The sequence below is a fragment of the Streptomonospora wellingtoniae genome (assembly GCF_031845375.1).
Taxonomy (GTDB): Bacteria; Actinomycetota; Actinomycetes; order Streptosporangiales; family Streptosporangiaceae; genus Streptomonospora; species Streptomonospora wellingtoniae.
In genome coordinates this window covers 45,911-70,495 of sequence record NZ_JAVREK010000023.1, presented here as the reverse complement: position 1 = coordinate 70,495, position 24,585 = coordinate 45,911, and the positions used below count along the sequence as shown (strand labels likewise).

Genomic DNA, 24,585 nt, shown 5'->3' with positions numbered 1-24,585 from the left:
CTTCGCTGTTCGCGGTGTCATCCGGCGAGGCCGAGCCCGGCGGCGAGCAGCCGCTCGGCTTCGTCGAGGTGTTCGGGGGCGGGCTCGGCCAGCGGGGCCCGCACCGGGCCGACGTCGGCGCCGATCTCAGCGGCGCGCAGTCGGCAAGCGGCCTTGACCAGGGACACCGCGTAGCCGGTTCCCTTGTCGCGCAGGCTCACCCAGGGGATGAAGAAGCCGTCGAGCAGCCGGTCGACCGCAGCGGTGTCGCCCGCCGCCAGGGCCCGGAAGAACGCGGTGGCGATCTCGGGTGCGAAGGCGTGCACGGCCGACGAGTAGGCGGGGATGCCGGTAGCGGAGTAGGCCCGCGCCTGCAGCTCGGCCGTGGGCACACCGTTGAAGAACAGGAAGTCGTCGGGCGCGGCGCGCACCAGGCGCTGCATCCGGTCCAGGTCGCCGTGACCGTCCTTGAGTCCGATGATGTTGGGCACCTCGGCCAGCTCGGCCACGCTTTGGGGGGTGAAGGCGACCTGGTTGCGCTGGTAGGCGATGAGCGGCAGCCGGGTGGCGGCCGCGACCGCCCGGGTGTGCTCGACCAGGCCCGACTGCGGCCCTTTCATCAGATACGGCGGCAGCAGCAGGAGTGCGTCGGCCCCCGCGCGCTCGGCGGCCGCGGCGAAGTCGGCGGCCAGCCGCATGCCGTACCCGGCGCCCGCGACGACGGGCACCCGGCCTGCGGCGCGCTGCACGGCGGTGCGCACCGCGGCCTCGTAGTCGTCCAGGCCCAGGCTGAAGAACTCGCCGGTGCCGCAGGCGGCGAAAACCGCGCCGGGCCCGCTCGCGATCTGGTGGTCCAGGTAGGCGGCCGACACGCCTTCGGCGAAGCCGCCTTCGGCGTCGAACGGGGTCAGCGGGAACGCCAGGACGGCGCGCTCCATCCCGTCGGCGAGGCGTTCGGCGACCTCGCGGACGTGGTCGGGGCGGCTCTCGCTGCGGAGTGTCCCTGCAGCTGCACGCAATCTATCTCCGTATGTAGACGATGTTCTCGTATGCAGATAAAGATTATTCGGCGGAACACGCCGCGTCAACGGAGCCTCAGCCGGACATGACGCGTCCCACCCCCTGAGGAGCGGCCGCGCCGCCCGCTTCTCCCTTGTACACGGATATGGATATAGTCCAGATACGCGGACACCGTGCAGGGATTGCGAACAGGAGCGACACCGGGAGGTCGTGGTGGCAGACGATGCGGACGACCGCAGCGTGCGTGAGGTCAAGTCCGCCGCGCGCACCGTGGAACTGCTGGAGGCCCTCAGCGCTCTCGACCGGCCGGCCACGCTGCGCGTCCTGGCCGAGCGCATGGGGGTTCCGCGCAGCAGCCTGTACGCACTGCTGCAGACCCTGGTCGGACGCGGCTGGGTGCGCACCGACACCACCGGTTCGCTGTACTCGATCGGCATCCGCGCCCTGCTCGCCGGCACCGGCTACATCGACGCCGACCCCCGCGGGGCCATGGTGAGCCCGTACCTGGACTCGCTGTCCGAGCGCCTGGGCGAGACCGTGCACTTCGCCCGCCTGGACGGCGCCGACGTCATCTACCTCGCCACCCGCGAGTCGCGGCACTACCTGCGCCCCTTCAGCCGCGTCGGGCGCAGGCTGCCCGCGCACAGCACCTCGCTGGGCAAGGCGCTGCTGGCCGAGCGCACCGACGCCGAGGTCGACGCGCTGCTCCCGGCCGAGCTGACCGCGGTCACCTCGGGGACGATCACCGACCGCGGGGCCCTGTTCGAGGAGCTCGCCGCCATCCGCGAGCGCGGCTACTCCACGGACGACGGCGAGAACGTGGTCGGGCTGCGCTGCATCGGGATCGCGCTGGGCTACGACCGGCCCGCTCAGGACGCCGTCAGCTGTTCGATCCCCGCCGCACGCTACTCCGCCGAGATCGCCGATACCGCGGTCGAAGCGCTGACCGGGGTCCGAGCCACGCTGGAGCGCTCCGGGCACTGGTAGGCGGCCTCGGGCCGCGAGCACGCGGCGCCCCGTTCCGACGGCGGCGGGCCGACGGCGGCCCAGCGCGTATCCGCGGCCGGCCCGCCGTGCGCTCATGCTCCCGCCGGCAACCCGCGCCGCCCCGCCGCCCGGCCGCTCCCGAAGCGCCTACCCCGCGATCCGATGCGTCCCGGCACTCGCGGCGGTATCGATTCCACCGCCACGACCTGCACTGGAACCGACACTGGTGGTTCAACGGATAGGCCGTGACGCGGTGATTCCGGATAGTTACCCCCGTGCCCGCATACAGCATGCAGGCGCGCATCCGGACATCCCCGGAACCGACAGCGGCCGAGCCGGCGACCCCCAACCCCCTGACCCCCAACCCCGCCCCGCTCCGCGCCGCCGATCCCCCTGGAACTGACGGCGAACCGCGCCCGCGGCCCCCGCGAAGCGCGCGGCGCTCCCGTCGCGAGGCAAAGGAAGCATTCCCCATGTTCGCAACGAACGCCCCCGCCGAGCAGCCCGAGGCGGCCCCGCACGGCACCGCGTCCCCGTCCCGCGGCCCCCTGAACACCGCCGGCCGGATCGCCGCCGCCCTGGTGCTGACCCTCGGCGGAACCGTCGCCGTGAGCGCACCGGCCCACGCCGAAGAGATCGGCCCCGATCCCTCGGAGGACAGCATCGAGGCGACCACCGGACCGTTCGACACCGACGACGAGGACGTCTCCTCGCTGGTGAGCGGTTTCGGCGGCGGCACGATCTACTACCCCACCGACGACAGCTACACCTACGGCGGCGTGGTCGTCGCCCCGGGCTACACCGCCAGCTCCTCCTCGATGTCCTGGCTCGGCCCGCGGCTCGCCTCGCAAGGTTTCGTGGTCTTCACCATCGACACCAACTCCCGCTACGACCAGCCCTCCAGCCGGGGACGCCAGATCGGCGCCGCACTGGACTACCTGGCCGACAGCAGCGACGTGAGCGACATCGTCGACGGCGACCGCATGGCCGCCATGGGCCACTCCATGGGCGGCGGCGGGACGCTGGAGATCGCCGAGGACCGCCCCGAGCTGAAGGCGGCCATCCCGCTGACCGCGTGGAACCTGGACAAGACCTGGGGCAGTGTCAGCGTGCCGACCCTGGTCGTGGGCGCGGAGAACGACTCCGTCGCCTCGGTGAACTCGCACTCCATCCCGTTCTACGAGAGCCTGCCGAGCTCGCCCGGCAAGGCCTACCTGGAGCTTGAGGGCGCCTCGCACTTCGCGCCGAACCTGTCGAACACGACCATCGCGAAGTACAGCATCTCCTGGCTGAAGCTGTACGTGGACGGCGACCAGCGCTACGAGCAGTTCCTCTGCCCGCCTCCGGACAGCGGCGGCCTGTTCTCGGACATCTCCGACTACCGCGAGACCAACTGCTAGGGCTTCACCTTCCGACGTGCCCGACGCCTGGTCGGGGCGGCGCCGCGCCCTTCCGGGCGGCGCCCCGGGCGGGCACGGAGCGGGACGCACCAGGGCTGATGGCGGTCGCACACAGCGGCCGCCATCGGCGTGTGCGGGCACCGGCCGCGACGGCATCCGGACACACACTGAAAAGGCGCCGCCGATCGCCGCAATCCGCCGTTGCACCGACCGGATAACCGATATGGTTCCGATTGCCGCGTCCCCTTTGCCAGTCCCCCTGCTCAGTGAGAGAGGCGCTCCCGTGTCCGAAATGGTTCGGCTGACCTGCCCGATGGGCCGTAAACGGGCGGAGCTATGGAGCGGCGCGGTCCTGGCGCTGGCCGGCGCGGGGGGTGCCGCGGCGGCGTACGCCGGGCTCTGGGGCCTGCCGGAGCAGGGAGCGCTGCACTGGGGGGCCGCGGCGCTGGGCGTGGCGGTACTGGCCGCCGGGCTGGGGCTGCTGGCCGACGGCCTCCGGCTGCGGGTGCCGGTGCTGGAGGTCGAGGACGGGGAGTTCCGCTATACGCGCGGGCGCTACATCGTGCGCATCCCGTTCGCCGACGTCGGCTCCTACTACGTGCTGCGGGGGCGTACCCGGTCGCTGGGCCTGTGCGACGTCACCGGCCGCCCGCGCCAGTTCCCCTCGGTCCAGGGGCGCCGCGCCAGCCGCCCCTACCTGCCGCTGACGGGGCTGACCTCACCGGACAAGGTCGACGCGTTCATGAGCACAGCAGGTATCCCGCCGCGCAGCGACCGCTCGCTCACGTCGGGGCGCTGACCCGGCGCATACCCGGTTCCGCCGAAGGGCCGCACGGCCCCGGTTGCATCCTGGGGCACCGCAGAGGCACGGCAGGCCGGACGCACCGCCCCCGGACAAGCAGGGCGGGCCGCGCCCGGACGGACGCGGCCCGCTCGCTGCCGGAGATGCGGAACCCGCTGCCGCGGTTCCACGCGACCTGCGCGGACTAGGAGAAGTCCAGGTCCTTGGCGTCGTCGCCCATGATCTCCTTGAGGTAGTCGGGGTTGTCGGCCAGCCAGGCCTTGGCCCCCTCGGTCTCCTCGCCCTCGTGCTCGGCGATGACCGTCTCCTCCAGGGTGCCGATCTGCTCGTCGGAGAGCTGGAAGTCGCTCAGCCACTTGCTGACGTCCGGGTGGTCCTCGGAGAAGCCCTTGCGAGCGATGACGTTCATCGTCTCGGCTTCGCCCATCGCGCCCTCGGGGTCCTCAAGGTCCTTGAGGTCCTGCTCGGCGTAGATGAGGTGCGGACGCCACAGCGTCACGACGATCGGCTCCTCCTCCTCGGTCGCCGTACGCAGCTCCTCCAGCATCGCCGGAGTCGAGGACTTGACCAGCTTGTACTCGTCCTCGAGGCCGTAGGTCGGCATCGCCTCCTCCTCGGTGGTCTGCACCAGACCCGAGCCGGACTCGATACCGATGATCTCGCCGTTGAACTGGTCGGCGTTGCCCTTGAGGTCCTCGATGGAGTTGACGTCCTCCATGTAGGACGGGACCGTCAGGGTGAGCTTGGCGTTCTCGTTCCAGGCACCCAGGTCCTCGACCTTGTCCCCGTACTTGTCCATGTAGTCGCCGTGGGTGTTGGGCAGCCACGTGTCCATGAACAGGTCGATGTCGCCGTCGGCGGTCCCCTGGAACACCGGGGCCACGTCGACGTTCTTCAGCTCGACCGTGTAGCCCTTCTCCTCCAGGACCGCCTTCCACAGGTGCGTGACGGCGATGTCCTCTTCCCAGGGGATGAGGCCGATGGTGATGGTCTTGTCACCGCCGCCGCCCTCGCCCTCCGAGGGGCCCGTGGACACGCCGCCCTCGCCGCCTCCGCCGCAGGCGCTCGCGACGAGCGCCAGCGACGCGGCCGCGGCACCTACTCCGATCAGCTTCGTGAAGCGCGTTGTCTCGCTCACGGTTCCTCCTCCTTGTGTGCGGGTGATTCCAGGGAACCCCGCCGATGCGGGCGGCGGCGGGGCGGGATGGGAGACTCAGGCGGACGCGCGCTGCGCCCTGGCCGCGGGCGAGTAGCGGGTGACCGCCCCCGTCAGCCGGTCCAGGAAGATGGCCAGGATGACCACGGCGATACCCCCCTCGAAGCCCACCGGGATGTCGCCCTGCGCGATACCCGTGTAGACGTCGTTGCCGAGTCCGCCCGCGCCGACCATGCCGGCGATGACGACCATCGACAGGCTGAGCATGATGATCTGGTTGATACCGGCCATGATCGTGGCCAGCGCCAGCGGGAGCTGGATGCGGCGCAGGATCTGCCAGTCCGGGGCGCCGAACGCCTCGCCAGCCTCGACCAGCTCCTTGTCGACCTGGCGGATGCCCAGCTCGGTCAGCCGCACACCGGGGGGCATCGCGAAGATGACCGTCGCGATGACGCCCGGCACGGTGCCGATGCTGAAGAACGCGATCGCCGGAAGCAGGTAGACGAACGCGGGCAGGGTCTGCATGAAGTCCAGCACCGGCTTGACCGCGGTGCTGACGTGGCGGTTCTGGGCTGCCAGCACGCCGATGGGTAGCGAGACCACGACCGCGACCAAGGTCGCCACCAGGATCAGCGCGAGGCTACTCATCGCGTTCTCCCAGCTATCCATGCTGATGATCAGCAGGAAGCCGAGGATGCTGAAGATGCAGACGCCCCAGCCCGCCACGGCGTAGGCCAGAACGGACAGCAGGGCCGCGACGATCAGGGACAGCTGCACGCCGACAACGAAGTGCAGGAGCAGGATCACCAGGAGGCAGAACGGCCACACGACGGCCGTCACGTGCTGGGGGCGCTCCTTGGCCGCGGTGAAACTGATGGCCACCAGCGCGGCGAGCAGCAGCAGCGCCAGGACGAGCGGCGGATAGACGTACTCGGCGCCGAACAGGTTCATCGCCCACAGGAACAGCGGCGCGGGCAGCGTGGTGATCACCGCGGACACCAGTCCGGCCGCCAGCTCCGCGACGTAGAACCCGGCCCAGACCGCCACGGCGATCAAGGTCGGCCTGCGGTGCTTGTGGGCCAGCAGTCCGCCGGCGACGAACGCGGCCGCCAGCAGGGTGAACTGGGTTGCCGAAGGGATCGTGAACATCGTCGAGAGCGTGGTGACGCAGGCCTCGATGATCATCTCGACGAACTCGAAGAACGCACCGAGGCTCACCCGAAGCCAGTCGATGACGGCCTCGAAGGTGGTGCCGACCGGAACGCGCGGCACGGGGACGGCGTAGGAAATCAGGCTCATCGCCGGCTCCCTTCGGTGGCCGGGGCGTCGTCGCCGGGTTCGGCCCCGGAGTAGTCAGCGCCGGACTCGGATGCGGACTCCGCGAAGTGGGAGGACTCGTCCTCGGCGGACGCGGTCTCGGCCGCCTCGTCCGCCCCGCTCTCGTCGCCCGCGTCGGGGGTGGCCAGCGCGGCCAGCAGGGTGCCGCGGGGGATGACGCCGACCAGCCGCTCGTCGTCGTCGATCACGGCCAGCGGGTAGGAGCTCTCCGCGGCCTGGACGAACATGTCGGCGACCGCGGTGTCAGGGGAGACCCGCTCGGCCGAGCCGACGAGCCCGCTCAGGTCCTTGACGTTGTCGCGCACCGCTTCGGCGATCGCGCTCTCGCCCACGACGCCCATGAGCCTGCGGTCGCGCTGGACCACGAACGCCCACTGGGTCTGGTTGTCGCGCATGGTCCGCAGCGCCGTGCGGGGGCCTTGGCCCGGGTCGATGACCGGGATGGGCTTCTCCATGACCGAGGAGGCCGTGAGCACGCGAGTGCGGTCGACGTCCTCAATGAAGTTGGCGACGTAGTCGTTGGCCGGGTCGTTGAGGATCTCCTCGGCCTTGCCGATCTGGGCCACGCGCCCGTCGCGCAGCACGCAGATGCGGTCGCCCAGGCGCATCGCCTCGTTGAGGTCGTGGGTGATGAAGACGATGGTCTTGCCCAGGGAAGCCTGCAGCTCCAGCAGCTGGGTCTGCATGTCGCGCCGGATCAGCGGGTCGAGGGCGCTGAAGGCCTCGTCCATCAGGATGATCTCGGTGTCGGCGGCCAGCGCCCGCGCCAGGCCGACGCGCTGCTGCATACCGCCGGACAGCTGGCCCGGGACCTTCAGCTCCCAACCGTCGAGGCCGACCATCGCCAGCGCCTCGCGCGCCTTGGTCTCGCGTTCGGCGCGGGGCACACCGCGGACCTCCAGGCCGTAGGCCGCGTTCTCCAGCACCGAGCGGTGCGGGAACAGCGCGAAGTGCTGGAACACCATGCTGACCTTCTCGCTGCGCAGCTTGCGCAGCTCCGACTTGCCCAGCTTGGTGATGTCGGTCCCGTCGATCTCGACGGTTCCCGAGGTGTGCGGCAGCAGGCCGTTGAGCATCCGGATCAGCGTGGACTTGCCGGAGCCCGACAGCCCCATGACCACGAAGATCTCGCCGGGCTGCACCTCGAAAGAGACGTCGATGACCGCGGCGGTGACGTTCAGCGACGTGATCTCGTCGCGGGGCCGGCCGTCCGCCAGCAGCTCGACCGCCTTGGTCGGGCGCCTGCCGAATATCTTGTATAGCTTGTCTGCACGTACTGCTGGCACGGTCTCCTCTTTGCCTCTGTCCAGTGGCACATCCGAGGGCCGCCCGTGAAGGCGCCCCTCCGCGCGCCTCGGCGATGCGGGGCGGACTTACTTTCTGTTACCGAACGTTTCGGTCCGCACCCCCGCAACAGCCCTCCCCCGATCGGGGCGCCCGACACGCGTGCCATGTCCTGGCCGCTCTTTAAGTCCCATTTATGGTGATAGGAACCCTACCGACGAAGTGCGAAGACTTGCCGCCAGCATCGTCACGGAGAGATAACACGTTTACGGTTGTGCACTACCCGGAAAGCGGACGTGCGCACCACACTTGGATCCCGCGGTACCTCCACAATGTGATCTACGCCACACTTCGGATCAAGGTGACCGCGATCACTCTTCGGTCGTCTTGGCAGCTCAAAACGGCTACGCTCAGGACGCCCGCGTGTGAGTACCGTGATTCTCCGCTCAACGCCGGTGCACCCTCCGTCCACAGGCCCCGAACCTCTCCAGGGTCGGGCCGGAGGGCGTCGCGTAAAGTCGAAAGAGTGACGCACTCACGCACAGTCGGCTTCCTCACCGTCGCGGCGATGCTGGCCGCGATGTGGGTGTTCGAGATCGTCGACACCGTCCTGGGCGGAGCGCTCGACACCGTGTTCGGGCTGCGGTCGTGGACCTTCGACAACGCCTGGAGCGTGCTCACCGCCCCCTTCATGCACGCCGGCTTCGCACACCTGATCAGCAACTCGATCCCGTTCCTGGTGCTCGGCGCGCTCGTGGCCATCGGCGGCCTCGGGCGTTTCGCGTGGACCACCCTGATCGTGATGGCGGCCAGCGGGATCGGCGTCTGGCTGCTCAGCCCGCAGGACACACTGACCGTCGGCGCCAGCGGCCTGGTGTTCGGCTATTTCGGCTACACGGTGCTGCGCGGCATCGTGGAACGGCGCACCGTCGACATCGTCATCATGATCTGCGTGGTCCTGTTCTACGGCACGCTCATCTTCGGCGTGCTGCCCCAGCAGACGGGGATCTCCTGGCAGGCCCACCTGTTCGGCTTTCTGGGCGGGCTGCTCGCCGCCTACTTCCTTCCTCGGCGCCAGAGCCGGCGCGAGCTCAACGGCGGCTATGGAAGGCGGCCCGGGTCCGGGCCGGGGCCCGGGGGGTACGGCGGGTACGGAGCACCACTGCGCTGAGAGCCTGTGCCGGGGCGCGGGCGAAGGCGCCGCGGGCGCGAGGACTCGGGGCGCAGGGGGAACCGCGGCGTCGGAGGGTCGGATCGCCCGCGGGCGCGGCGCCGGAACGCCGGCCGGCACGGATCCGGATCGGTACGTCGGAACACGCAGGCGACGTTTGAGTCGGAGCGCACTCCAACCCCTAGCATCACGCTCATGACCACACAGAAGACGCCGCAGCGCCCGATCGGCTCGGGCTTTACCGACCGGACCACCGCGAAGGAGGTCCTGGAGGGGATCGACCTCCGCGGCAAGCTCGCCGTCGTCACTGGCGGCTACTCCGGCCTCGGACTGGAGACCACCCGCGCGTTCGCCGAAGCGGGCACCCACGTCGTGGTCCCGGCCCGCCGCCCCGCGGCCGCCGAGGAGGCCCTCGCCGGGATCGGCGGGTCAGCCGACGGGCGGACCGAGGGGCAGGCCGGCGGGTCTGCCGGGGGCGCCGGGGGCGTCGAGGTGGACGCGCTCGACCTCGGCGACCTGGACAGCGTCCGCGCGTTCGCCGACCGGTTCCTGGCCACGGGGCGCGGCATCGACATCATGATCGACAACGCCGGGATCATGGCGTGCCCGGAGACCCGCGTCGGACCGGGCTGGGAGGCGCAGTTCGCCACCAACCACCTCGGCCACTTCGCCCTGGTCAACCGGCTCTGGCCCGCCATCGCCTCCGGCGACGGGGCCCGCGTCGTCTCGGTCTCCTCCCGCGGCCACCACCGCTCCCCCATCCGCTGGGACGACGTGCAGTTCGAGCGGTCCTACGACAAGTGGGAGGCCTACGGACAGGCCAAGACCGCCAACGTACTGTTCGCCGTCCACCTCGACGCGCTGGGCCGGGAGTCGGGCGTACGCGCGTTCTCTCTTCACCCGGGCGGCATCCTGACTCCGCTGCAGCGCCACCTCCCCAAGGAGGAGATGGTGGCCGCAGGCTGGATCGACGAGCAGGGCAACCCGCTCAACCCGTCCTTCAAGACCCCCGAGCAGGGCGCGGCCACCCAGGTGTGGGCGGCGACCTCGCCGCAGCTCGCGGGCATGGGCGCGGTGTACTGCGAGGACTGCGACATCGCCGAGATGGTCGAGACCGGGGACGCGGGCAGTCCGTCGGCGGTGCGCACCTACGCCGTCGACCCCGAGCAGGCCGCCCGGCTGTGGATGCTGTCGGCCGAGCTGACGGGCGTGGACGCGTTCGCGAAGTAGGAAGCGGGGGCGGCGGGCGAGGGGCAGCGTGCAGAGGGAGTCAGGACGCAAGGAGGTTCGGGCGGGGAGCTTGACCGCCGACTACGCCTGCGCGGCGCCGCCCTCGCCCGTCCCCCAGCGGAAGTTCTTGTACGACCGCGAGGGGGTCGGACCCCTCTGGTCCTGGTACCGCGACCCGTACTGGGCGGAACCGTAGGGGTACTCCGCCGGAGAGGTCAGCCGGAACATGCACAGCTGCCCGATGCGCATACCGGGGTAGAGCTTCATCGGCAGCGTCGCCACGTTCGACAGCTCCAGGGTCACGTGCCCGGAGAAGCCGGGATCGATGAACCCGGCTGTGGAGTGCGTGAGCAGCCCCAGCCGGCCGAGCGAGCTCTTGCCCTCCAGGCGGCTCGCAATGTCGTCGGGCAGCGCGACGACCTCGTAGGTCGACGCCAGCACGAACTCTCCCGGATGCAGGATGAACGGCTCGTCTCCGTCCGGTTCCACCAAGCGCGTGAGGTCGGGCTGCTCCACGGCGGGGTCGATGTGCGGGTACTTGTGGTTCTCGAACACTCGGAAGTACCGGTCGAGCCGCACGTCCACACTCGACGGCTGGACGAGCCCGGGGGCGTACGGGTCGATCTTGACCCGCCCGGACTCGATTTCAGACCTGATGTCGCGATCGGAGAGCAGCACCCTCCAGAACCTACCGCCTCCCACCGGCCGACCGCCGCCACGCGCTCCGGTTACCCGGTCCCCGCCGACATCCGGTAAGCTGTCGTGAGTCGGCGGAGGATCGCAGTCCCTGCATCGACGCGGATGTAGTTCAATGGCAGAACTTCAGCTTCCCAAGCTGATAACGCGGGTTCGATCCCCGTCATCCGCTCTGTACGAAAAAAAGCCCTGACCTGCGATATCAAATCGAACAGGCAGGGCTTTTCTGCTGCCGAGGGTGCACGCGAGGGTGCACCACCTCGCCGCGGCCGCCCGCTGTGCAGACTCCATCCCGTCATCCGCCCTGTCGGCGAGGGTGCACACCGGACACGAGCGCGGGCGTCCTTGAGCAATCGGTCGCCGGGCTACCCGCTACCGGTAGAAAGCCGCCTCCCGCAGGTCATGCTCCCGGCGCCGATGCTCTTCGGCCTTCGCGGGATCTCCGGCCGCCTCGGCGATGTCAGCCAACTCTTTGTGGGCGGCCACTTGGCAACCGATCTGCTCCAGTTCCTCAAGCATGGAGAGCGCCAACTGCGCATTGCGGTGCGCCCCCGCCAGGTCACCCCACATGCGCTGCAGTTCCGCCATGTCCAAGTGACTGTGCGCACGGTCGTCCGCAACATCGGGGCCCTCGATGATCGCGAGCGTTTCGAAAGCGGCCGTCAGCTCGCGAAGGGCCGCCGCTGAATCCCCTGCCTCCGCTGCGTGTAGCGCCCGGCGCCGGCGGACCAGCGCCTGGCCGGACCAGTCGTCGGCACGCAGTCCGGACTGCGCCAAGTCGAGAGTGGAGTCAGCCGCGGCCCGGTCGCCTCGCCGGTTATGCAGTTCGGCCAGCTTCAGCGTCGCCCCCAGCCGGCGGTGTGAGGCTTCGATCTCGGTGTAGATCGCGATCGCGCTGCGCAGATACTCTTCTTCCGCCGTTTGATCGCCACCGTTGCTCTGGTAATCGGCCAGCAACATCTCACCGTTGGCTGTGCAGTACCTGCATGCCATATGCACGCTGTAGGCATGCGCCCGCCGGGCGAACTCCCGAGCGTGGTCGTAGGCGCCCTCGTGCCACTGCATCCGAGCCAGCGAGGTGAGCACTTTCGACCCGCAGTGCAGGTCTCCGGCTTCGGTAAGCATCTCCAGGGCCTGTTCCAGGGTGCTGCGGGCACGGTCGAGGTCATGATTGCGGCGCAGGTCCTCGCTCCACTGCATAAGTAGGTGTCCCGAATCCTTAGGCGCGGTGCCGCGGATCCGCCACGCGTAGAGGCGCTCCAGCAGCCACCGTGGGAGCCGGCCGTCGCGCCCTGTGGCCGAGGAAGAGTCCTTCGTCAATTCGGCGACCGCCAAGTATAGCTTCAGGTCCAGGCTGAGCAGGGCTTGCCGACGGGCGATGCGTAGCTCGTCCCGGGCTTCGCGCGGTGTCGCCACCACCTGGGCGAATCGCGCCAGGCTCAGCTGGAGGTGGGCCCTGGCCCGCAGGTCACGCACCGGCCGCATGGCAGCCAGCGAGCGTGTGCAAAGGTGTACGCCGGTGCCAGCCAGTCCGCGCATCTTGAGGTAGGGGGTGATCGCGGTCGGTAGGCACCAAGCCCACGGCATGACTCTCCGCTCGACCGCGCGCTCGGCGGCTAGCAGCAACCCTTCCCGATCCCGATCGAGCGCGGCGTAGGTTTCGCGTTCGACAGTCGCGGCCAGACCGCAGTAGGCGTGCGCCAGGCGCGCAAACGCCTGCTCGGCCTGCACCGCAGTGTCGATCCGGGCCGACCGCTCCAGCAGGAACGATCTCACGAGATCGTGCAGGCGGTACTGTCCGGTCCGCTCCGCCCCCTCGATCAGGTGGCGGTCATAGAGGTCTTCCAACCGCTCGGTGGCGCATGAGAGGGGAAGATCGGCCAGTGCGGCAGCGGCGGCGGGCGTGACCACCGAGGCCGGGTGGTGCGCGATGAGCCGCGCGAACTTGCGAAGCTCGTCGGGAAGCTCGCCGTAAGAGAGCTCCAGCATGTCCTCGACCGGACGCTGGGACGCGGGCAAGCGATCGCGCAGGTCGGTCACTGTCGCCATGGGGCGGTGTGCCAGCCACGTGGCTGCGAGGACGAGGGCGAGCGGTAGGTTGCCCAGCGCCCGCACCACGTCGGCGATGGATTCGGAGTCCGCCTTTGCCGGGTGGTCGCCCAAAGCGTCGATGAACATCCGCTCGGCGTCGCTCTCGGGCGGGGGCGACAGCGAGACCGCCTGGATACCAGGAAGAGCCAGGCGGGCGCGGGAGGTGAGGATGAGAGCCGAGTGCCCCTCGCCCGCGAGTAGGGGTCGGGCCTGGTCGGCGTCAGCGACGTTATCGATCAGCACGAGCAGTCGGCGGCTGTTCAGCTCGGCCCGCCAACGCGCCTGGAGCGCCTCTTCCTGTGCGGGCAGCGCACTGTTGTCCTCGACTAATTGGAGCAGCAGGGCCCTGATCGCCTCAACGGGACGGTAGGGCTCCTGGCCGGACGTATGCGCGCGCATGTCGAGGAATAGCACCCCGTCAGAAAACCGGCTGCCGAGGTCGTACGCGAGCCGCACGGCGAGGCTGGTCTTGCCGACCCCGCCCATGCCGTCGATGGCGTAAATCTTGGCGGAGTTGCCACCGTCTGCATCGATATGGGCGCGCAACTGCGCCAACTCGGCCAGGCGGCCGGTGAAGCCGGGAAGCGTGGGCGGAAGTGCATTGACCGGACCCGTGTTCGGGCGTGCGCGGGGATAGCTATGGCTGTGTTGGTGCACGACCTCACGAACATGAGGGTCGTCAGTCGACCCATCCTGGGCGGCATCGGCGCTGTCGAGGCGAGGGACACGTTCGGACAGGTAGGCCAGGACAGCAGCGATGGCGAGGAGAACGACGAGTAGTCCGACGAGCCACCACAGGATCACCTGCTGGCCTGTGACGATGTTGGTCACCGCGCCGGCGAGTCCGGTGATGATCGAGGCCGCTGCCAGGAGCAGCCCACGCCGTCGGCCAGTGTCGCCTCGTGTCCGCATCGACACACCGGCTCCCTTCGCCTACGCCTTCACGTATTAGAGCACTCCGCGAGCGCACGCGTTCCCGGCCGTTGCGGTGCCGGATGGACGCCATGCGGCGGCGTCGACCGTCCGGCCGCGATGCGGTGCTGTCCCTATCGAATGTGTCGGCAAGGGTGCCTCGCGATGGCGGAGCCGTGTCGTCGGGACCACCGAATACGCGACACCGGTCAGCCCGCCCACAACTCGCTGCTCAGCCGGAAGCCAAACACCTCCCCCGAGCCGCGCCCAGCAACAACGTGTGCAGCAACGCCATCCGCCGGTGCCGGCTCGTGGTGCATCCACCACGAGCACGCCGGTGCAGCGGCAGTAGTCCAACCGGCAGGGTTGCAATGCCTGTTCCGAGCCGGGCCCTACCGGCCGCCGGCGGTGCAATCGCCCGTCATCGCCTCGCCTGGTCCATGAACCACATCAGCGCATCCCGGAGTCTGTCTGCGCCCCCGGCGGAAAGCGCGCTCATGGGGAAGCTCGGACGAAGGTCGAGTTTGACATCGGAGATGCCTACCTTCGGAATCAGATTCAGCAGGCCGAGCAACTCGCGGCGCAAGCTGATGTCGTCGAACGGCTCGCGCCGGCTCAGGTGCTGGAAGACGACCTCGACGCGGCCGCCCAGTGGATAGAAGACGACCGGCCACAGGTTGTGCTGCGCCGGTGTCTCCGCCCAGACGAGGGGGAAGCAACTGGTGTCGGTACCGCTGCCGTAGGTCACGGTTCCACCGCGGGCCTTCCAGTGGTCCAACAACGCGAGCACCGCTTCGGCGGTCTCCGGCGCCTGGTTCTCTCGCAGCAGCTCGTGAAACCTGTGCTCCCGCTCCTCCAGGGTGCCGTTCGTCCGCAACGGCGCGTCCTCGACCTCCGATGTGTCGAGTCCGATCAGGTCGGCCAGATCCGCCGCGGTCAGGCGCTGGGCCGGGTCGGCGCGGCCCTTGTCGTCGAACACCACGCCTTCCTCTTCGAGTACCTGTTTCGGATCGTCGGTGCGCCCGTCCAGCCACCGGAAGTCCGTGGCGATCATGCCTTTGGCGTTCAGCACGCGATAGGCGCTGGCGATGTCGGGTCGAGACGTGATGTGGCTGCTCACCGCCTGTGGATGACTACCGATGAGCTTGGCGAGGTCGCCGTAGGTCGTCCAACCGCCCGCGGGCAGTGCGGCCGCGGCGTTGTGCAACATCACCCATTCCGGGCGGTCGTCCACCAGCTTGGCCGCATCAGGCAGCGGTCCCGGCCACAGGCTCTGGGCCCTGCAGGCCAGATCATCGGCGCGGTCGGATATCTGCTGGGCTCCCCACCGCGGCGCCGCGGCGATCCGGTGGTTCATCGCGAGCGCACTGGTGGCGAATATCTGCTGCTTGCGCTCGAAGGGATCATTGGACAGGCTCGCGTTCTGCCCGGTCAGGGTGATGTTTCCGAGCGTGTGCAGCAGGCGTTCGTGGACCTCCTTGGGATCTTCGCCGGGAGAGTCCGCCGCCAACTGGTCGAGCCATTCCCGCGTGGGTGTCTGCGGCATGACATGCTCGATCGTCAGTGCCGCGTTGAGGAAGTCGACCGGCTCCGGAGAGTCGTAGCTCTGCTCCAGGCGCCGCAGCACGAACGTGCGCTGGTCGGCCCGGCCCTGCCAGTAGAACGGCCGCTGCCGGATCGCGTCGCGCAACTGCTCGTCCGACGGCCAGTAGTGCCGTTTGCGGGACAGGTAGAGCCTGACCGCTTCCGCCGCGGGCCGACCGTCCTCAAGCTCCCGCGGGGCCGCGTTGAAGATGCGGTTGAGGTTGTTGGTGTGGATGCCGCAGAGCATCCGGCGGACCATGAAGCTTTCGACGTATCCGAGCGCCTCGACGACCTCTCCGCGGGTGGTCTCCCCCCGGTCCGCCAGGTCCAGCAGGTGCAGCACTAGGGGATAGGCGGTCTGTCCGCCCCACGCCTTCAGATGGCTCAGCGGGGCCTTCAGCTCAGCGGGAGCGCGGTCGGGATCGATGATGCTTTGCAGCCGCTCCCCGCGGCGCTTGAAATTCTGCAACTCCGCGCGCAGCCCGTCCTCGCCGCCCGCCTTCACCAACTCGGCGAAACGCTTCTTCTGATTGGCGTAGATGTCGCCCTGCTTCACCTTGTCCTTGCCGCCGATCACCAGATCCAGCCAGAAGAGCTGCACGAGGTCGGTCGGCCCGAGCATCCGCTGCAGCGGCAGCCAGATGTCGTCATACACGTGCTGACCCTGCTGGGGCAGCAGCATGAAGATGTGGTTGCGCAGCAGATCGGCCTGCGTGAGCTTGACACCCGTGTCGTTGAGCGACTCGAAGATCCGGTAGACGTTGTCGGCCTTGTCCGCGGTGATTTCGACGACGGACAACCGCGCGCTCAGGACGGATTCCATCCGGGCCGCGTATTCGGGGGTGACCTCGGCGCCCGCCAGCTTGGAGCTGAACGAGCGGTAGGCCTTCCCGATGGGGTCGGCGCCCCCGGCCGTGGCGTTGCGCTCGATGCAGTCGACGAAGGCCTGCCGGTCGGCCTGGGTGGGCAGCAGCCGGTAATGCGCCGAGCCGGACTGGAACTTGTTGATCAGGTACTTCTCGTTGATGCGGTCGCAGGCCTGGGAATCGTCGCGCGCGAGCCGGTCACGCACGGCACATAGCGCGAGGAGGATAGTGGTGAGGCGCTGCTGACCGTCCACGACGACCCATTCGGGGAACCCGCCGGCCGACAGGTCCTTGGGCGCGAGGACGAGGGATCCGAGGAAGTGCGGAAGGCGGTCCGCGGCATCCTGCGGTTCATCGGCGAGTTCGGCGATGTCGTCCCAGAACCGGTCCAGCTCCTTGCTCCCCCAGGTGTAGGGACGCTGGTACAGCGGCACCTGGAACTGCTTCTCACCCTGCAGGAGTGAAGCCACATTGTTCTCTTTGGCGTGCATGGGGGTCTCCTAGCAAAGAGGGTGTCCGACCACCGTGCGGGCGGCCATACGGTCGGGACGACTGCCGCGTCAGAACAGGGCGCCGCCTGGCGAGAACAGGGCGCCGTCTACCGGGGCGTCGTCGGGGGCGGCGTTGCCGGGGAGGAACGGGCTCGGGGTTCCGTGCCAGGTGATGGTGAGGGTGTCACGGGCGCGGGTGGCGGCTACGAAGACGAGGGAGCGGGCCCGTTGGACTTCCCGCTGGTAGCGGGTTGTGTCGTCACGATGCTGCTCGACGTGGCGGCCGGGGACGAGGCCCTGGGCGACTCCGGCGACGGCCATCCGGCGGTACTCCAGCCCCTTGAAGCGGTGGAGGGTGCCGACGTGGACCGCGTCGTCCAGGCGCGGACCCTCCGGGCCGATGCCCGCCGCGCGGATGCCCTCCTGGGCGAGGCGCCGCTCGACCTCGCCGACCATGTCGCGCGTCGGGACGGCCACGCCGATGGACGTCTGCTCCTGTTCCTCGGCCTCCTCCCCGTCGCCCCCCGCGGCCTCCGCTGCGGCCGCGGCCCGCTCATGGTCCTCCCGCTGCCAGGCCGCCACCGTCTCGGCGAGCGCGTCCAACTCCCCCTGCCAGGTGTCGAACCCGCGCATGTCGGGCCGCGGCCCCTTCAGCAGGGAGCGGTAGCCGCCGAGCGTCTCGGTGTTGTCGTCGAGGTTGTCCCACTCTTCTTCGCCCAGCAGCCCGAGCGCCGCACCGAGGATCTGCCGGGTGGTGCGGTAGCTGAGGGTGAGCCGGGCCGAGCGGCCGCGGATGTTGATGCCGAGGCTGCTCAGCGACGCGTAGTTGTCGTAGATGCGCTGATGGGTGTCGCCGACGAGGAAGATGTCGTTGTCGTCCGCGCGCACCAGCGCCCGCAGCAGCTTCCAGTGCGCCGGGCTGAGGTCCTGCGCCTCGTCGACGACGACATGCCGGTAGGGGTAGCGCAGGTTCGCCCACGACTGCTCCAGATGCTGGAGCATCTGGGCGCCCTCGCGCTCCTGGCGCTCCTCGAACGCCGCGATCTTCATCGCCTGCTCAGACTGGATCCGTGCGGCCAGCTCCGCGACTTGGCGGTGGGTCCACAGCCCTTTCTCGTCCAGCCGCATGCTGAACCGCTCGGCGAGCTGCCAGATCTCCGCCCGTTGCGCCCGGCTGATCCGCTTGCCGCGCCCGGCCCGGCGCGCCCGGAAGTAGTCGGCGCGCGAGTTGATCGCCTGGCCGAGGATGACCTGGTTCCACTCGGCGTGCAGGAACTCCGGGTCCCACTGGCTCTCGCCCAGTTCGGCGAGCATGTCCTCCCACTCGCGCAGGGCCTTGCCGTCGTCGATCCACCGGCGCTGCCCGGTGCGGCCTGTCTCGGCGACGATCTGCGTGGCGAGTTTGTCGATGTTGACGATCTCGACCCGGTCGACGACCGCCTGCCCGCCCAACTCCAGCAGCCGCTTGCGCAGGTCGGCCGCGAGGTTCTTGTTGAACGTCGTGAGCAGGATCTGCTTGGTGTGGCCGAGCGGCAGGCGCTCGGCGAGGTGGGCGACCCGGTGCAGGGCGACGATGGTCTTGCCCGTCCCCGGGCCACCGCTGACGCGGGCCGGTCCGCGGTGGTCGCGCCGGGCCAGTTTGTGCTGGGTCGGGTGCAGGAAGACCTTCCACCGGCTGAACCGGTCCTCGATGGCCACCTGGATGTCCGTGTCCTCGCTGGTGACACGCGTCGCCGGGCGGGCGAGCGCCGCGGTGTAGTCGGATGTGTCCACCGGGTCACGCGTAGGCGCGGCGCAGCCGTTCGGCTGTCCTCACCACGACCGGGGTATTCGGCATCTGCGACCTGGTGCGGCCGACGTGGCGCGGGCGCCGCACGGGGCGGGCGATGACCCTGTCGTCCGGCTCGTCGGCGCCGGGCACATAGGTCTCGCGGGCCAGCGCGGTACGGGCAGCGGCGGGCGAGCGGCCGGAAACGGCCAGCCGCTCGGCGAGGAGCCGGCGCACCTCGGTCAGCGGCGGGCGGCCGGCGGGGGCGTGCGCGAGCATCCGGGCGATCAGCGGGGAAAGTTCAGCGGGGGCGCCATCGAGGTCGGGAGGAACATCCTCGCTGGTCAGAGCTGCGATGACGGCCGGGATGGCAGGGCGCTGGTAGGGGTAGTGCCCAGTGGCGGCGTAGAGCAGGGTCGCGCCGAGCCCGTAGACGTCGGCGGCGGCCGTGACGTCGGCGGGAGAATCGGCCTGCTCGGGGGCCATGCAGACCGGGGTACCCACGGTCGCGCCGGTGGTGGTCAGCTCGCCGCCGGGACCGCCGAGGGCGACGAGACCAAAGTCGATCACGCGCGGGCCTTCGGGGCCCATTAGCACGTTGCTCGGTTTCAGGTCGCGGTGCAGCAGGCCGGCGGCGTGAATCGCGTCGAGGGCGTCGGCGAGGACCAGGCCGAGGGCGGCACCCGACTCCGCGCCGAGCGGGCGGTAGCGCTGCACGTAGTCCCGCAAGGACAGGCCGCGGACGAACTCCATGGCCAGCCACGGCGGATCGTCGTCGGGAGAGGCGGCATCAAGCAGCGCGGCCGTGCCGGGGTCCTGCACCATCTGCATGGCCGCGATCTCGCGCGCGAAGCGCCCGCGGAGATCCTTCCGCTCGGCGTGCGCGTCGAGCAGGACTTTCACCGCGACGTACTCACCGTCCTCGGTGAAACCGGCGTAGACACGACCCATGCCGCCTTCACCGAGCCGACCGCGCAGCGTGATACCACCCAGCGCGCGGGGATCGGCGGGAGCGAGGTCTTCCACGGGATACCTGCCAATCGGGCGGGGAAACGTGGTGGCCCCGGCGACAGCGCACTGACCCCGGGACCGGCATGGGAAAGACTCTAGTGGTGCATCCGGACATGGCGCTGCCATGCCGACAATCATCCAGGGTGGCCCCGAGTCGACCGGGGGACTCGTGCACCCCGAAGGGTGCACCACATTGCCGAAGGTGGTGCACTACCAGGGTGCACATCTCGCTATCCATCCCGGCGCAACCGCGCGCAACCCGATCCACACCTCGCCGACAGCCTGGGGATACTCGCATTCCCGCAGGTCAACGAATTACCACTGGGCCCTTCGATCCCCGTCATCCGCTCCAAAACGGACAAAAGCCAGGTCAGACGGGGTTTCCCGGAGACCTGGCTTTCTCTTTTTCAGGGGGCTTGAGACGGCCCGCGTGCCAGTTTCTTGCCAGAAGCTCAGACGGGCGCTCCGGCGGCCGGAGGGTCGTCCTCGTCGCCGTCGTCGGTGGCGTCACCGTCCGTGGAGCTGTCGGAGTCACCCGAGCGCTTCAGCTCATCGGCCGCCCGCTCCCCCAACACGTCGGCGATGTCCCGACCCCGGTCGTCACGCGCGTGCAGGTAGACCTGCGCGGCGCGGGTGCTGGAGTGCCCCATTCGGTTCATGAGTTCCGCAGGAGGCACCCGCTTCCGCCGCGTAGGTGTTGCCGGTGTGCCGAAGGTCGTGCAGGTGCACGTCTTCCAGACCGACCGCTGCGCAGGCGTCCGCCCAATACTTCGAGAAGTTCGCCCGCCGGAGCTGGTTCCCCTTGACGCCGACGAAGACGAACCCGTTGGGACCGGGCGCCGAGTAGTCGCGCAGGTGGCGTTTCAGGTCATCGATGATGAGTCCAGGCAGCGGGACCGTGCGGAAGCCCGCCTTGCTCTTGGACTTTCCGGGCAGCAGCTCAGAGACGTCGTAGACGGTTTCGCGGATGGTCACCGTGCGCGCGTCCACGTCGAGCCAGCGCCGCCGCAGGCCCGCAAGTTCGCCCCAGCGCAGACTGCCGAACGTCGCCAGGAGCACGAGCGCGCGGTATCGCGGGTTGATGGCGTCGGCGAGCTTGAACACCTCGGCGACCGACAGGACCGGGCGTTCCTCGGCGTGCTCTTGGCCGGCGCCCTCGATCTGGCAGGGGTTCGTGCGGATCAGCTCATCCCGAACGGCGGTGTTCAGGATCGACCGCATGAGCCGGTACGCCTTGGCAACGGTGGGTTTGCCGACCTTGGACTTGCGCCGAGCGGTGCGCCACTTGCGGACGTGCGCCTCTTTGATGTCGCTCAGCGCCATGTCACGTCGAGCTGGGCGCGGCGTTTGAGCGCTTCGCCGACCGCGCGGAGTAGGCGGTGTTCGCGCGGCGGGACGTCGGGATCGGTCGGACGGGCGAGTTCCCAGGCGTGGTTGCCGGATGAGACCGTTGCGAGCGAATATGACAGGAATTACGTCGGAGATGCCGTCGGTGCATTCCCATCCCCGGGCTTCGAGAAGTTGAGTGATTTTTGTGCGAAAACTCATGCCCCTGCGCCTTCCTTCCGGGTGGGCAATTCTGTTCAATATCTTCGTTGAGTTCCCCGAGGCGAAACCTCCAACCCCTGATGAGTACGATATTTACCTATGTCAGGATATTCTCTCAATTCAAAGAATTACGTACGGTGTCGATGGCTGGAAAGTGCAAACGGTGGGTGATTTGATCGATCTCGGCTGGTACCCTGATGGTGACCCACGGGGAGTTTATCGACTGTCTCTTGTTCGTAGAACCTGGGACGACGTTCCAATCTCATTTGAGCACAGAGACTGTTATGTAATCGGAAGGGCGATTGACGCAGTAATGCGGATGCTGGTCGAGGGGAAATCGCCGGAGGCGATTGTCCGAGTGCTCCGGAATCCACGCTTCCTCGGGGCAGAATGATCAGACGGCCCTGTTCCGTCAGCGCATATGCGAGACAGCAAGGTCGACCAGGAGATCGTTTGCCACGTAACTGCCAACGTGCGGCAGTAAAGCTCTTGCAAAGAGTATCGGCAGCGGTTGGGAGTTGGTCGCCGCGCTGAACCACCGTTCAGAGTTTGAGGACTTCCGCGTACGGTCCGAATTCGGAGGCGAGGGTGAGGCGGCCGAGGTTCTGGTATTCGCGTTGGACGGCGTGGATGAGGTTGGTCGTGGTGACCGGGTGGCCGGAGTCGGCGGCGAAGTAGGCGGCGGTGACGGCGATCGAGCGGACCCGTCAGTTCCAGGGTCATTGCAAGATCGAGATCTGTCCGGGTTGATCACGTGAGGCCGAGCGCCGACAGTGAGCTGATTTCATCCTGAGCGTCCAGGTCACAGCCCCGTACCGGCCCTACGAAACCGCCCCTGACACAAAGAAGCCCCTGGTAAATGAGTTAACGACCAAGTCAACCCGAACCAGGGAATCCGATGCTGTTCTACTGTGCATGCCTGCCGTTGTCACGCCGGACGCTGAACCTCGCCGCACGCACCATCCGCGCCCACCGGCACGCCATCGGATCTCGATGGCGCCGACTGGATGCGGGCCAGCAGGCCCTGCTCGTCCTCGTTCACCTACACAAAGGCGAACACTTCTTCGGCACGCTCGGCGCGGCCGTCCAGGCCACCCGCTTCGTCGTCCTGGCCACGCATCCCACGCTGCGGGAGGATTCCGACCGCATCGACGACGCCGAGGAGGCACTCGATGACAGCGTCGCCGTCGATGATCCACGGGTGGCTCACGTGGCCCTCGAGCGGCACGCCTTCGAAAGTAGCTACCACCGAGGCGTCGCTGCCCACCATGCAGCAATCGACCTTCGTATGGATCGTCGAGGAGGACGACTCCTCCAGTAAGGAGCAGATCGGCCGAACCGTCGAACGCGTCTGTTGCGTCCATCGGCCACCGCTCGCGATGTCACTCGCCGGGGCTGACGAGTCCGGTCTCGTATCCGATGATCACGAGCTGGGCGCGGTCGCGCGCGTTCAGCTTGCCGAGGATGCGACTGACGTGCGTCTTCGCCGTGAGCGGCGACATGTAGAGCGACTCGCCGATCTCGGAGTTGGTCTTGCCACGTGCGACCTCGGCGAGTACTTCGCGCTCGCGCTCGCTCAGAACATCGAGAGGACCCGAGTCGCCGGGACGAATGATCGGTCGGCGAACGACGTCGGCGACCAACCGCTTCGCCATCGCCGGTGAGATGAGGACGTCACCGTCGGCGGCGGCGGCGACAGCCTCGAGCAGGAGTCGCGGTGGGGTGTCCTTGAGCAGGAAACCGGAGGCACCGACTCTGAGTGCCTCGTAGACGTACTCATCGAGCGCGAAGGTGGTGAGCACGAGCACCTTGGTGGCGCTGAGCCGTGCATCGCCGCAGATCGCTCGCGTCGCGTCGAGCCCGTCCATGCGAGGCATGCGGATGTCCATCAGGACGACGTCGGGTCGTGTCCGCCGGGTCTCGGCGATCGCCTGCGCGCCGTCGCCGACCTCACCGACGACCTCGATGCCGGGTTCGCTGGCGAGCAGTGCTGCGAACCCGCGGCGCACCAACTCCTGGTCGTCGACGAGCAGCACGCGGATGTCGCGCCTCGCCACGGCAGGCGCGTCGAGCCGAGGGGTCATGCCTCCCACCCGCCGGGTACTTGGTATGGCACGAACGCGTGCACCGTGAACCCGCCGTTGTCGGTGGGTCCGGCGTGGACGGTGCCACCGAGGAGCTCCGCTCGCTCGCGGATCGCGACCAGACCGATGCCGGTGCCCGGTGTCGCAACGCGTGCGGTGGCCGGGGCGTCGTTCGACACGGTGACGTGCACGCCGCCGTCTGCGTGCCGGTGCCGGACGATCGTGGGGACGTCGCCGGCGTGGCGGGCGACGTTGACCAGGCACTCATGCACGATGCGGTGCACCGTCACCACGGTGCTCTCCGCCACGCCCGCAGGATAATGACCGTCCTCGACCACCTCGACCTCCTTCGAGTGCCCGGCGGCAGCGACGACGTCGCGGAGAGTGGCGGTGGCCCCAGGTATCGGGCGAAGCGGGACCGACTCGTCGGACCGGAGGAGGCCGAGGAGCGATCTCAGCTCGTCGAGCGATCGCCTGCCTGCGTCGTTGATCTCGACGAGCGCAGTGTGAGCGGCGGCGGGATCGCGCTCGAACCCGTGGGCGGCGATGCCGGACTGCACGGTGATCGCCGACAGCGAATGGGCGACGATGTCGTGCAGGTCGTACGCGATGCGAAGGCGTTCCGCCTGGAGCCGCTCGGCGACCTGGCGTTCCAGTCTGTCGGCTCGCCGCCGCAGGTTGGAGCGGCGGGCGTCGGCGGCGGCGATCGGGAGTAGGAGAATGCCTGAGTAGGTGACCCATTCGAACCAGAACGGCTCACCACCGGCCTGCGCCCCGAAGCCGGCGACGACGAATGCGGCGAACGATCCGAACCAGATCGCAGAGCGATCGTCGCTCCGGCGCACGAGGCGGAACAGCGCCAAGGCGAACATCGGTCCCAGCGCGACCGGGCTGGAGGTCCATGCGAAGGCGACAGCGGCCAGCACACCGATCGCCACGACGGTGACCCGACCGAACCGACCGGCGACGATGAGCAGCACTGCGGCGACGGCCGCGATCGCGATGCCTGGGAGCCGCCGTCCGGCCAGGACGTCGGGATCGAGGGCGAACACGCCGATCGACACCGCCAATGCGGCGACGAGCGCAGCGAGATCGGCGCGACCGGTGCGACCGGTGCGGTGATCCGTATGCGTCATAGCACCATCATCGTCGCGACCGATGGCGGGC

15 protein-coding genes, 1 tRNA gene and 3 pseudogenes are annotated in these 24,585 nt (G+C 68.9%); 7 read left to right on the top strand and 12 right to left on the bottom strand.

Annotated features, from left to right (window positions below):
* Positions 1-17: 17 nt before the first annotated feature.
* Positions 18-998: a 5-dehydro-4-deoxyglucarate dehydratase gene (locus RM446_RS19405; RefSeq protein ID WP_311546786.1), complete on the bottom strand. Its 981-nt coding sequence runs from the start codon at positions 996-998 to the stop codon at positions 18-20.
* 214 nt (positions 999-1,212) lie between these two features.
* On the opposite strand from RM446_RS19405, the gene RM446_RS19400 reads away from it, so the two are divergent.
* The 3 genes from RM446_RS19400 (at position 1,213) to RM446_RS19390 (ending at position 4,185) form a co-directional block, all read left to right on the top strand.
* Positions 1,213-1,986, top strand: a complete 774-nt coding sequence (locus tag RM446_RS19400) for an IclR family transcriptional regulator (protein ID WP_311546785.1) — start codon at positions 1,213-1,215, stop codon at positions 1,984-1,986.
* 473 nt (positions 1,987-2,459) lie between these two features.
* Positions 2,460-3,386 carry an alpha/beta hydrolase family protein gene (locus RM446_RS19395; protein WP_311546784.1) on the top strand — a complete coding sequence of 309 codons (927 nt, stop codon included), beginning with the start codon at positions 2,460-2,462 and terminating at the stop codon, positions 3,384-3,386.
* Between the two features lie 283 nt (positions 3,387-3,669).
* A complete protein-coding gene (locus tag RM446_RS19390; RefSeq protein ID WP_398695516.1) occupies positions 3,670-4,185 on the top strand; it encodes a hypothetical protein in 516 nt (171 codons plus the stop codon).
* 187 nt (positions 4,186-4,372) lie between these two features.
* Here the strand turns inward: RM446_RS19390 and RM446_RS19385 are convergent, their stop codons facing one another.
* The 3 genes from RM446_RS19385 to RM446_RS19375 all read right to left on the bottom strand — a co-directional run bounded on the left by RM446_RS19385 (position 4,373) and on the right by RM446_RS19375 (position 7,968).
* Positions 4,373-5,326 (bottom strand): glycine betaine ABC transporter substrate-binding protein, encoded by a 954-nt coding sequence (locus RM446_RS19385; RefSeq protein ID WP_311546783.1) that lies wholly within the window; start codon positions 5,324-5,326, stop codon positions 4,373-4,375.
* Between the two features lie 75 nt (positions 5,327-5,401).
* Positions 5,402-6,643 (bottom strand): ABC transporter permease, encoded by a 1,242-nt coding sequence (locus tag RM446_RS19380; protein ID WP_311546782.1) that lies wholly within the window; start codon positions 6,641-6,643, stop codon positions 5,402-5,404.
* Positions 6,640-7,968 (bottom strand): quaternary amine ABC transporter ATP-binding protein, encoded by a 1,329-nt coding sequence (locus RM446_RS19375; protein WP_311546781.1) that lies wholly within the window; start codon positions 7,966-7,968, stop codon positions 6,640-6,642. The genes RM446_RS19380 and RM446_RS19375 overlap by 4 nt, the downstream gene beginning before the upstream one ends.
* Positions 7,969-8,492: 524 nt before the next feature.
* Between RM446_RS19375 and RM446_RS19370 the strand changes: the two genes are divergently transcribed.
* Both RM446_RS19370 and RM446_RS19365 read left to right on the top strand, forming a co-directional pair.
* Entirely contained in the window at positions 8,493-9,137 is a 645-nt protein-coding gene (locus tag RM446_RS19370; RefSeq protein ID WP_398695515.1) for a rhomboid family intramembrane serine protease, read from the top strand.
* Between the two features lie 195 nt (positions 9,138-9,332).
* Positions 9,333-10,367 (top strand): SDR family NAD(P)-dependent oxidoreductase, encoded by a 1,035-nt coding sequence (locus RM446_RS19365; RefSeq protein WP_311546780.1) that lies wholly within the window; start codon positions 9,333-9,335, stop codon positions 10,365-10,367.
* A gap of 81 nt (positions 10,368-10,448) precedes the next feature.
* Here RM446_RS19365 and dcd read toward each other — a convergent pair whose 3' ends face one another.
* A complete protein-coding gene (gene dcd, locus RM446_RS19360; protein ID WP_311546779.1) occupies positions 10,449-11,045 on the bottom strand; it encodes a dCTP deaminase in 597 nt (198 codons plus the stop codon).
* A gap of 119 nt (positions 11,046-11,164) precedes the next feature.
* Between dcd and RM446_RS19355 the strand changes: the two genes are divergently transcribed.
* Positions 11,165-11,235, top strand: a tRNA-Gly gene (locus RM446_RS19355).
* Between the two features lie 200 nt (positions 11,236-11,435).
* On the opposite strand, the gene RM446_RS19350 is transcribed toward RM446_RS19355, so the two are convergent.
* The 5 genes and pseudogenes from RM446_RS19350 to RM446_RS19325 form a co-directional block, all read right to left on the bottom strand.
* Positions 11,436-14,066, bottom strand: coding sequence for an ATP-binding protein (locus tag RM446_RS19350; RefSeq protein ID WP_311546830.1), 2,631 nt, complete (start codon positions 14,064-14,066; stop codon positions 11,436-11,438).
* A 421-nt stretch (positions 14,067-14,487) separates the two neighbouring features.
* Positions 14,488-17,007: a GmrSD restriction endonuclease domain-containing protein gene (locus RM446_RS19345; protein ID WP_311546778.1), complete on the bottom strand. Its 2,520-nt coding sequence runs from the start codon at positions 17,005-17,007 to the stop codon at positions 14,488-14,490.
* 69 nt (positions 17,008-17,076) lie between these two features.
* A pseudogene (locus tag RM446_RS19340) lies at positions 17,077-18,786 on the bottom strand (UvrD-helicase domain-containing protein); the annotation flags it as partial.
* Positions 18,785-19,912, bottom strand: a complete 1,128-nt coding sequence (locus RM446_RS19335; RefSeq protein WP_398695512.1) for a serine/threonine-protein kinase — start codon at positions 19,910-19,912, stop codon at positions 18,785-18,787. The pseudogene RM446_RS19340 and the gene RM446_RS19335, both read right to left, overlap by 2 nt.
* Positions 19,913-20,238: 326 nt before the next feature.
* Positions 20,239-21,109 (bottom strand): annotated as a pseudogene (locus RM446_RS19325) (tyrosine-type recombinase/integrase); the annotation flags it as partial.
* A gap of 1,123 nt (positions 21,110-22,232) precedes the next feature.
* Between RM446_RS19325 and RM446_RS19320 the strand changes: the two are divergent.
* Positions 22,233-22,397: pseudogene (locus RM446_RS19320) on the top strand (IS5/IS1182 family transposase); the annotation flags it as partial.
* A gap of 319 nt (positions 22,398-22,716) precedes the next feature.
* Here RM446_RS19320 and RM446_RS19315 read toward each other — a convergent pair.
* Both RM446_RS19315 and RM446_RS19310 read right to left on the bottom strand, forming a co-directional pair.
* On the bottom strand, positions 22,717-23,418 hold the full coding sequence (locus tag RM446_RS19315) for a response regulator transcription factor (RefSeq protein ID WP_311546771.1): 702 nt from the start codon (positions 23,416-23,418) through the stop codon (positions 22,717-22,719).
* On the bottom strand, positions 23,415-24,554 hold the full coding sequence (locus RM446_RS19310; protein ID WP_311546770.1) for a sensor histidine kinase: 1,140 nt from the start codon (positions 24,552-24,554) through the stop codon (positions 23,415-23,417). Before RM446_RS19310 ends, RM446_RS19315 begins: the two co-directional genes overlap by 4 nt.
* Between the last annotated feature and the right edge of the window lie 31 nt (positions 24,555-24,585).